Below are 8,965 nucleotides of genomic sequence, written 5' to 3' on the forward strand. Positions count from 1 at the left end.
AAACAAAGCCCACTGCTTGCACAGTGGGCTTGTTGACCAGTAACGCCTGGCTTACTGAGGGGAAACTTCGGTTTTTGGTTTACCGAAGTGCCATTCGTAGACAACGAACTTGAAGTCCTTCAGGTCGCCCTTGGCGTCGAAGCTCAGGTCGCCGGTGGGGGTCTTGAAGGTGCCTGCGTGGATGGCGGCAGCGACTTTGGCGGTGTCTTCGCTTTTCGCAGCGGCGATGCCGCCGGCGATCACTTCAACGGCCGAGTAGGATGGGAACACGAACGGACCGCTTGGGTCCTGCTTGTTCTTGGTGAACTCATCAACGATGGCTTTGTTGGCCGGGTCAGCGTCGAAGGATTTCGGCAGGGTCACCAGCAGGCCTTCGGAAGCGTCCTGGGCGATTTGCGAGATGGAGTCGTTGCCGACGCCTTCTGGCCCCATGAACTTGGCGTTCAGGCCTTTTTCCTTGGACTGGCGCAGGATCAAGCCCAGCTCAGGGTGGTAGCCGCCGTAGTAAACGAAGTCGACGTTGGCTTGCTTGAGTTTCTGGATGATCGAGGAGAAGTCCTTGTCACCGGCGTTCAGGCCCTCGAAGACCGCGACTTTTACGCCTTTCTTCTCAAGGGTCTGTTTAACGGCGGTGGCGATGCCTTCACCGTATTGCTGTTTGTCGTGCAGCACGGCAACGACTTTCGGCTTGACGTGATCGGCGATGTAGTTGCCGGCCGCCGGGCCCTGGGCGCTGTCCAGGCCGATGGTGCGGAAGACCAGCTTGTAGCCACGGGCAGTGATTTCAGGGCTGGTGGCCGCCGGAGTGATCATGATCACGCCTTCATCTTCGTAGATGTCCGAGGCTGGCTGAGTGGAGCTGGAGCAGAGGTGACCCACCACGAACTTGACGCCGTCGTTGACCACTTTGTTGGCTACGGCAACTGCTTGTTTAGGATCGCAAGCGTCGTCGTATTCCTTGGCTTCAAGCATCTTGCCGTCTACACCGCCCTTGGCGTTGATGTCGGCGATTGCCTGTTTGGCACCGATGAATTGCATGTCGCCGTATTGCGTGACAGGACCGGTTTTAGGACCTGCGATACCGATCTTGATGGTATCGGCTGCGAACGAATGGCCGGCAACCCCAGCCAGGACCATAGCGGCAAACAGTTTGGAAATCTGCTTAGTAGCCTTATTCATAGTGCTCCACTCTTGCTGTTGTATTTTTTATAGTTCTAGCGGCCTTGTGAGCAGCAGAACCGGATCGGATATCTCGAATATCCCCCGGCAGCGGCCTGGCAACTGTACCGGTACAGTGTAGAGCGCCGGTTGATCGCTTGAAAAGCTGGCTGCTGGGGGCAAAACTCGAGCGTGTCGCTTAAATGAAAGAAAAAGACAGAATTGCGGCGCGGTTATGCCAGAGTTCCGGGCAATCCTTGGCTTTCCTGACACTTTCTATCGATGCCTCATTTGCAACTGGGTTTTTCCGCCTGGCTTTGTGATGCGAAAGGGACGACGTTATGATTGCGCCGATTTTTTCTTCAGGTGGATTCCCATGACGCAAGAACCTAGCACCCTCTATGCCAAGCTGCTCGGTGAAACCGCCGAAATTTCCTGGAAGGAGCTTGAACCGTTCTTTGCCAAGGGTGCCCTATTGTGGGTCGATGCCGGCCTGGATTTGATCGAGGCCGCCGAGGCGATGGCTGAGGATAACCGCGAAAAAGTCGCCGCGTGGCTGGCTGCGGGGAGTCTGGGCGAGGTGTCTGCGACGCGGGCATTGGACTTGGTTACACGTGATCCGAGCCTGTGGGCGGTCGTGGTTTCGCCATGGATTCTGATCCAGGAAAGGGCGGCTTAAGAAAGTTGCGCACAAAAAAGGTGCATGTTTTTTCGCGGGTGGAGTGTGTATCCGGGTAACCGCTGACACGGTGATGGCATCTTGCCGTAGAGAAAGGTCACAGGTGAGGGTGACGTAAACGTCACGGGAACAGTTTTGTCGGTGGCTGAGTGCCTGATGAATTGTTTCAGAAGATGAGCAAATCGTATGGGGAAGGGAGCAAGCTCCCCTCCCCATAAAAGCCTACCCCGTCTTGCCGGTATGGTTGTTCAGCGAAATAACCTTGGTCTTGCCAATCCGGTGGCGGTAAATCTCACGCAGGTACTTGATCGCCTTATTCACGCAGTCGCGTGACAGACGAATGTCGTTGATCGAGACGAACTTCTCCTTGTCGTTGATCAACTCGCGGTACTTCTTCTCATACATCGGCTTGATCGCATACCAGTTGGTATCGAGGATCTTCGCTGGGTTCTCGAACTCGTTGAGCAGTTCGTCCATGCGGTCTTCGTCGAAGTCTTCATGAATGATGAAGTCCAGGATCGAGTTGTCCAGCGTGTCATCGAAGCGGTACGGATTGCGCGCAAAGCAGCGCTTGATAAACGCGACGATCAACGTCAGGAAATCATCCGACAGACACGGGCTCTTGGCGATCAGTGTGGTCAGCGACAGGTTGGCCGACGCGCCGATCACCAACGCATAGCGCTTGAGCGTGGTGTTGGGAAACAGGCTGTTGAGGTGGGTCTTGAGCCGGTTCAGGTCCATGTAGGACAGCTTGTAATCCTTGGGCAGCGAGACGATGGAGACCACCGACGAGCAGTTCTTGAAGAAGTGCAGGTCATGCAGCGCCGCCGCGTCATAACCGGAGTTCTTGTATTGCTCCAGCGACGCCTTGTAGCGCTTGGACTCGATGGGCAGCAGGCTGATGCCTTCGATAGCCTGGGTGACCTTGTTGAAGTGCGGCAGGTCAATGGAGCGGAAGAACAGGTCGTCGATGTTCAGGCGCTGGGGCTCTTTGTCGAACACCTTGAACTTGTCGTTCGACGGCGCCGGGGTTTCCGGTACCACGGATTCGGCATAGGCAATCGCCACCGGGCCGGCCAGGCTCATGAACAGGTCGTTGGCATCCAGGCGAATGGTTTCGCCGATGTCGATGCCCGCGCGCCGGAAGTAATTCTGGTCATAGTCCGTGGTCACCGCCTGGGCGGTGAGAATGTTGAAGATCTGTTGGGAAATGTATTGGTTGGCATGTTTTTCCATGGCATTGACATCAATGTTCTGGATATTGCCGTCGTCGCTCTCTTCGGCGTAACGCATGATGTCGTTGGAGATCAGCATCATCGCGTTCCAGGGGCGGATGCGACCTTTCACACTGGCTTCGCTGCTGTCTTCATTGGCGAAGTTGTACGAGAAATCCCATTCCTCTGACAGATACTTGCACAACAGCCGACCGGCGTTGATATGCAGGGCTTCGGACATTTCGCTGCGGTGGTCGGAGATATTCGGCAGCACGCAGATGCCACTGGTGAAGATCGGCTCGAACACAAACGCATGGCCACTCTTGCTGTCGTGTTCGTCGGCGGGCTTGGTGTCGAACGTCTTGTTCATGTACGAGTGCTGCTGGGCCAGGCCGAACTCTGAAGCCATGCCTGAACCGGTACCGCCGCCGGCGCTGAAGATCGAGAAATACAGGCGCGACTGGTTGGCCTTGATGCCGCAGGAGTCGATCAAGTACGAGTGAATCATCTTCCAGTCGGGGCTGGAGAAACGCTGGGTGTCTTTGTTGAGGATGATCTTGGCCAGGTACTGGCCCAGGATGGGCGCGTTACCGGCGCCACCGGCATGGACTTCCGACAGGTCCATGATTTTCATCTTGCTGTAGTCGCGCAGGAAGCCGCTTTTTTCACCCTTGCGCGAGAAGCGGATGCGCCCGGCGATGTCCTTGTCCAGATCGCCCAGCATCACCAGGGGTTCCACCAGGAACACCGGCTTGGTGCTCTTGCCGCCGCCCAGGCGCAGGTTGTTGCGAATCCATTGGGTCGGGCTGTAGCCCTTGTCCAGAGGGCTCTTTTTGAACTGAGGCTTATCCTCGGTACTGAACTCATTCAGGTAGAACTTGCGCGCGTTGTACACCAGCTCCGCCACGTCCAAGGCAATATTGGAGCCGCAGCGGCCCAGGCCGATCAGGCACACCGACGGGAATTCCTGCTCATGGCCCGAGGCACCGTCACCTTCCAGCTGGGGCGGGCGCGGGAACACCATGTCGCGCAGGCCGTCGAGGTTGTCGAGGATGCGGTCGGTATTGGTCTCGGTGAAGTACAAGTATTGCTGGGTGGCCAGCGGGCGGGCAGTGTTCAATGGTTTATAACCGGCGGCTTTTTGCGCAGGCGTTGTCGGCAACTCGTCGGGGACCACGGTGGCGGAGCTGTTTTTGGAAGTCATTGGGCGCCATGTACCTGGACGGATGGCCAAAAAAATCGGGGAGCCATCACTGAATGAAAGTTCGCGACTTTACAGTGCGTCTGAGTCCGGGGCGGCTGGGTTTAACCCAAGTGTTTACAGGGGAATTCCGGCCGGACTCTGATGAATCGGCCGTTCGTCGGCGTTCTTTAACCAAATGATGGCGAAATGCCAAAGAATCGGCGTCAGCGAATTGGCCTTACGACAGAGGGGGAGCCATTACGCTCCGGGGTGGGTTCCTTGGGCAGCGGGGCCTCCTTATGGCCTTCCCCGTTGATCAGGTTGAGCGGGTTGCGCATCTGGATGCCCTGCATCACACCGATGATGTCACTGGCGGGCACTGCCGGGCTGAGCAAATAGCCTTGAATGAAATCACAGCCATGCTTGAGCAGTAGCTCGAATTGCGCCTGGGTTTCCACGCCTTCGGTCACCACCTGCAGGTGCAGGGTATGAGCCATGCCGATAATCACCTGGACGATCTCGATATCGGCGGTGGATTTGGGAATGTCCTGGATAAACGAGCGGTCGATCTTCAAGGTGTTCAATGGCAGGCGCTTGAGGTAGGCCAGGGATGAGTAGCCGGTGCCGAAGTCATCGATGGCCAGGGAGACACCCAATGCCCGAATCTGCCGCAACAGCGCTAGGGTGCTGCTGATATTGCCCATCAGCGCGTTCTCGGTGACCTCCAGTTCCAGGCGGTTGGCGGCAACCCCGGCGAAGCGCAGGGCGGCTTCGATTTCATCGGCCAATTCATCTCGGGCCAGGTTCAAGGCCGAGCAGTTCACGGCCATGGTCAGTCCGGAGTAGCCGCGGTCGGACAACAAGCTCAGGTCGTGACAGGCTTGGCGCAGCACCCAGTGATCCAGTTCGGCAATCAGCCCGTTGCTTTCGGCGATTTCGATAAAACGGTCCGGCGCCAGCAGCCCATGTTGCGGATGCTGCCAGCGTACCAGGGCTTCCAGGCGGGTGACCTTGCCGAGCTTCATGTCGAAGATCGGCTGGTAAAACAGTACCAGTTCGTTGCGCGCACGCAGCGCCGTACGTAGCTCTTCTTCCAGTTGCAGCTCGAGGAAAGCACGGGTTTTCAGGTTGGAGCTGAAGAAGCTCAGGTTATTGCGCCCGTTGTCCTTGGATTGGTACAGCGCCAGGTCGGCGGTTTTCAGCAGCTCTTCGCAGGTCAGGCCGTCATCGGGAAACACACTGATGCCGATGCTGGTGGTCATCACCATACGTCGACCGGCCAGCTCGATCGGATCTTTCATCCTCTGCATGATGCGTTGGGCCATGTGGCGCGCTTCATCGCGGTGGTGGATGCTGATCAGGATGCAGAACTCATCGCCACCAAAGCGCGCGACCACATCTTCATGGCTGCGCACGGAGCTCTTGATATGCCCGGCCAGTACTCTGAGCAACTGGTCGCCGGCGTCATGTCCCAGGCTGTCGTTGATTCGCTTGAAGTGGTCGATATCGAGAAAGATCATCGCCATCATGCCTTTGTTGGCGGTTTTTTCTGCGACTTTCTCCGCAAAGATCTGGTTGAACCCACGGCGGTTGAGCAGGCTGGTCAGTGCGTCGAAATGTGCGACTTGTTGCAGCGACGCACGTGCCTGGTCCAGTTCACTGAGCAGTGCGTTGACTCGGCGCAGGTCGCGCTCCTTTTGCTGCAGTTTCTTGTCGGCCAAGGCCGCGCTGATGCTGCTGCCGATCACCAGTAGCGTAATCACCGCTACCGACAGGCCCAGTTGAATCGGGTTGTGGTCCAGCGCTAACGACAGGTCGGCCCCCGTGGGCACGACCATCTGCATGGCGGCCATGCCGGTGAAGTGCATGCTCAGAATGCCGGCGCCCAGCACCAGGCTGGCGGCGTACTTGAGCAGTTGATGAAATACCCCGGTGCCGGTGCGCAGGTAGCTGGACAGTAACAGCGCAGCGAGGCTGGCGCCGATGGCGATCGCCACCGACGTAATGAGCAAGCCCGATTCGAAGTACATCACGGCTTGGGAACGCATGGCCGACATGCCGACATAATGCATCAGCGCGATGCCGAGCCCCATCCAGGCCGACGCCAGGAGGTATTGATGGAACCGCAGGTGCGGATGACTGAGGGTTTGCATGGCGAACAGCGAAGCGATCAGGGCGATCACCAGCGAAACGAACGTGAGGATCAATTCGTAATGAATAGCGATTGGGGCCTGGAAAGCCAGCATGCTGATGAAGTGAGTCGACCAGATGCCGCCCGCCAGGCACCCGGCACCCAGCCAGCGCCAGTGTTTACGGGCGGTGGGGTCTTCCACATGGCCGACTCGCTCGGCCATATCCAGCGTGCCGAACCCGGCCGCGCAAGCGACCAGGTAAGCCAGCAGCACCAGAAAGGGGTTATGACTGCAATTGAGTAATAAATGCCCTTTTTCTGGAAGCTCGGTGAAAAAGTGCATCCCAAGCCATTCCATAGCATGCCCCGTCATAGAGTCACGTCACAGCCTGAGGCGATGACCTATGAAGGCGAGTATAGAAGCTTCGCGGGATTCATCATGGATAATGGCACTTTGCTTTGAACTTTTTTCGCATGGTGCCCATAGCGTTTGATGCTAAGCGCTGATCGGCAATTCCCGCGCGACAGGTGCTTCCAGTGGAGCCAGGCCGAACGCTGCACGTGCGGCGTCGCAGTCGACATTGTGTTCACCCTGGCTCCACGATGCGTCGAACTCACGGCACGGGCTCGAGCGCTGCTCGTAAATCGTGCAGCGGGTCTCTTTGCCCACTTCGCCCTCGAGGCTGCAGCAGCGTGCGGGTTTCTGGTCTGTACCGATCATCGCCACGCGGGTGGGGTTGATCTGTACCACCAGGTCATCGGGTACCGTGCCGCCGGAGGAGGCGCACTCACCCCAGAAGAAAGACACACGAAAGTATGAACAGCAGGCACCGCAATTCAGACACGGACTGGCTTCGGACATGGGCGTCATCGATAAGAAAAGTAGAAGTAGGGTATTTCGGAAGGCTCGCCATTCTATCCGGGCCGTAGCCGTTGGGAAGAGGGGGGCGCACTTATATTTTGTGTAGGCAAAGTCCCATTGCGACGGGCGAAATCATGCCCTATCAGCTTTACGAATCATTACAGACAACCACCGCCAGCCTGACTATGTTGCAGGTACCTGAGCAGGATGCACCGGACATCGCAGCTCTTATAACAATAAAAGAGACGGACCCATGCAGAACTCGACCCAAGCGGCGAATGCCTGGCGCATTCTGTTCCTGCTGTTCCTGGCCAACCTGTTCAACTTCTTCGACCGTACGATTCCCGCGATCATCATCGAGCCGATCCGCATGGAGTGGCATCTGAGCGACTTCCAGCTCGGTATCATCGGCACGGCCTTCACTATCGTCTATGCGATTGCCGGCTTGCCGTTGGGGCGCATGGCCGATACCGGTTCACGCAGCAAACTGATGGGCTGGGGCCTGTTTGCCTGGAGCGGGCTCACCGCCATCAATGGCATGGTTGGCAGTTTCTGGAGCTTCCTGCTGGTACGCATGGGGATCGGCATCGGCGAAGCCAGCTACGCGCCGGCGGCCAACTCGCTGATTGGCGATCTGTTTCCAGCGCACCGCCGGGCACGGGCCATGGGCATTTTCATGCTGGGCCTGCCATTGGGCCTGGTGCTGGCGTTTTTCACCATTGGCGCGATGGTCAAGGCTTTTGACAGCTGGCGCGCACCGTTCTTCATAGCCGCCGTGCCGGGGCTGATCCTGGCGATATTCATGTTCTATATCAAGGAACCTGAACGCGGCGCGGCGGAAACCGTAAAGGTCTCTCAAGAGCGCGTCGACCGCCCGATCCGTCGCGTGCTGGCGGTGCCGACTTTCCTGTGGCTGGTGCTGGCCGGGCTGTGTTTCAACTTCGCCACCTATGCCTGCAACTCGTTCCTGGTGCCCATGCTGCAGCGCTACTTCCTCATGCCATTGCAGGAGGCGGCCGTGGCTACCGGGGTGATCGTCGGCCTGACCGGCCTGGTGGGCTTGACCTTGGGCGGCTGGATTGCCGACAAGATCCATCAGCGGGTCGCCAATGGCCGTCTGTTGTTTGCCGCGTGCAGCCTGATCATTTCCACGGTGACCACCGCCTGGGCCTTGCATGCCGGGCGAATCGAGATCGGTGTGTTTGTCGCCCTGTTCAGTGTCGGCTGGCTGTTCGCCTATAACTTCTACACCTGTGTGTACACCGCGATTCAGGATGTGGTCGAGCCGCGTCTGCGGGCGACGGCGATGGCGTTGTTCTTTGCCGGCTTGTACCTGCTGGGAGGGGGCATGGGGCCGATCGTGGTGGGCGGCCTGTCGGACCATTTCGCCCATTCGGCCATGTACGAGGCGGGAGCTGAGCAAATGACCGAAGCTTACAAAGCGGTGGGGTTGCATGACGCCATGTACCTGATCCCGGTGGCGCTGTTCTTGACCATGCTGTTTCTGTTCCAGGCGTCACGCAGTTTTGTGCGGGATGCCAAGCGGATGAAGGAAGGCTTGAGTGCGGTTGAGGTGCCGGCTTCGGCAGCAACGGCCTTGTAGTGAGCGGGCTTGCCCCGCGCTGGGTGGCGCAGCCGCCCCAACAAAGACACCGCGGTATTTCAGGAGGACCGAGGTGCCTGGGTTTGGGGCGGCTGCGCCACCCAGCGCGGGACAAGCCCGCTCACTACAGATGAT

At 58.1% G+C, this 8,965-nt stretch carries 6 protein-coding genes; 2 read left to right on the plus strand and 4 right to left on the minus strand.

Annotation, left to right across the window (positions count from 1 at the left end):
* Positions 1-51 precede the first annotated feature (51 nt).
* Entirely contained in the window at positions 52-1,179 is a 1,128-nt protein-coding gene (locus C9383_RS01165; protein WP_060753799.1) for a branched-chain amino acid ABC transporter substrate-binding protein, read from the minus strand.
* 355 nt (positions 1,180-1,534) lie between these two features.
* Here C9383_RS01165 and C9383_RS01170 point away from each other — a divergent pair, with 355 nt between their 5' ends.
* Positions 1,535-1,837, plus strand: a complete 303-nt coding sequence (locus C9383_RS01170) for a DUF2288 domain-containing protein (RefSeq protein ID WP_060753798.1) — start codon at positions 1,535-1,537, stop codon at positions 1,835-1,837.
* 222 nt (positions 1,838-2,059) lie between these two features.
* Here C9383_RS01170 and C9383_RS01175 read toward each other — a convergent pair whose 3' ends face one another.
* The 3 genes from C9383_RS01175 to C9383_RS01185 form a co-directional block, all read right to left on the minus strand.
* Positions 2,060-4,255 carry a hypothetical protein gene (locus C9383_RS01175; protein WP_090366328.1) on the minus strand — a complete coding sequence of 732 codons (2,196 nt, stop codon included), beginning with the start codon at positions 4,253-4,255 and terminating at the stop codon, positions 2,060-2,062.
* Between the two features lie 203 nt (positions 4,256-4,458).
* Positions 4,459-6,723 carry a putative bifunctional diguanylate cyclase/phosphodiesterase gene (locus tag C9383_RS01180; RefSeq protein ID WP_090366327.1) on the minus strand — a complete coding sequence of 755 codons (2,265 nt, stop codon included), beginning with the start codon at positions 6,721-6,723 and terminating at the stop codon, positions 4,459-4,461.
* A 138-nt stretch (positions 6,724-6,861) separates the two neighbouring features.
* A complete protein-coding gene (locus C9383_RS01185) occupies positions 6,862-7,227 on the minus strand; it encodes a YkgJ family cysteine cluster protein (protein WP_060753795.1) in 366 nt (121 codons plus the stop codon).
* 253 nt (positions 7,228-7,480) lie between these two features.
* On the opposite strand from C9383_RS01185, the gene C9383_RS01195 reads away from it, so the two are divergent.
* Complete coding sequence (locus C9383_RS01195) at positions 7,481-8,830, plus strand: spinster family MFS transporter (protein WP_090366325.1); 1,350 nt, start codon at positions 7,481-7,483, stop codon at positions 8,828-8,830.
* Positions 8,831-8,965 lie beyond the last annotated feature (135 nt).

The sequence above is a fragment of the Pseudomonas palleroniana genome (genome assembly GCF_003031675.1).
Classification (GTDB): Bacteria; Pseudomonadota; Gammaproteobacteria; order Pseudomonadales; family Pseudomonadaceae; genus Aquipseudomonas; species Aquipseudomonas palleroniana.

Excerpts from the sequence above, each read along its gene's own strand:
- C9383_RS01175 (WP_090366328.1), bottom strand. The coding sequence starts at position 4,255 with ATGACTTCCAAAAACAGCTCCGCCACCGTGGTCCCCGACGAGTTGCCG.
- C9383_RS01180 (WP_090366327.1), bottom strand. The coding sequence starts at position 6,723 with ATGGAATGGCTTGGGATGCACTTTTTCACCGAGCTTCCAGAAAAAGGG.
- C9383_RS01195 (WP_090366325.1), top strand. The coding sequence starts at position 7,481 with ATGCAGAACTCGACCCAAGCGGCGAATGCCTGGCGCATTCTGTTCCTG.
- C9383_RS01165 (WP_060753799.1), bottom strand. The coding sequence starts at position 1,179 with ATGAATAAGGCTACTAAGCAGATTTCCAAACTGTTTGCCGCTATGGTC.
- C9383_RS01185 (WP_060753795.1), bottom strand. The coding sequence starts at position 7,227 with ATGTCCGAAGCCAGTCCGTGTCTGAATTGCGGTGCCTGCTGTTCATAC.
- C9383_RS01170 (WP_060753798.1), top strand. The coding sequence starts at position 1,535 with ATGACGCAAGAACCTAGCACCCTCTATGCCAAGCTGCTCGGTGAAACC.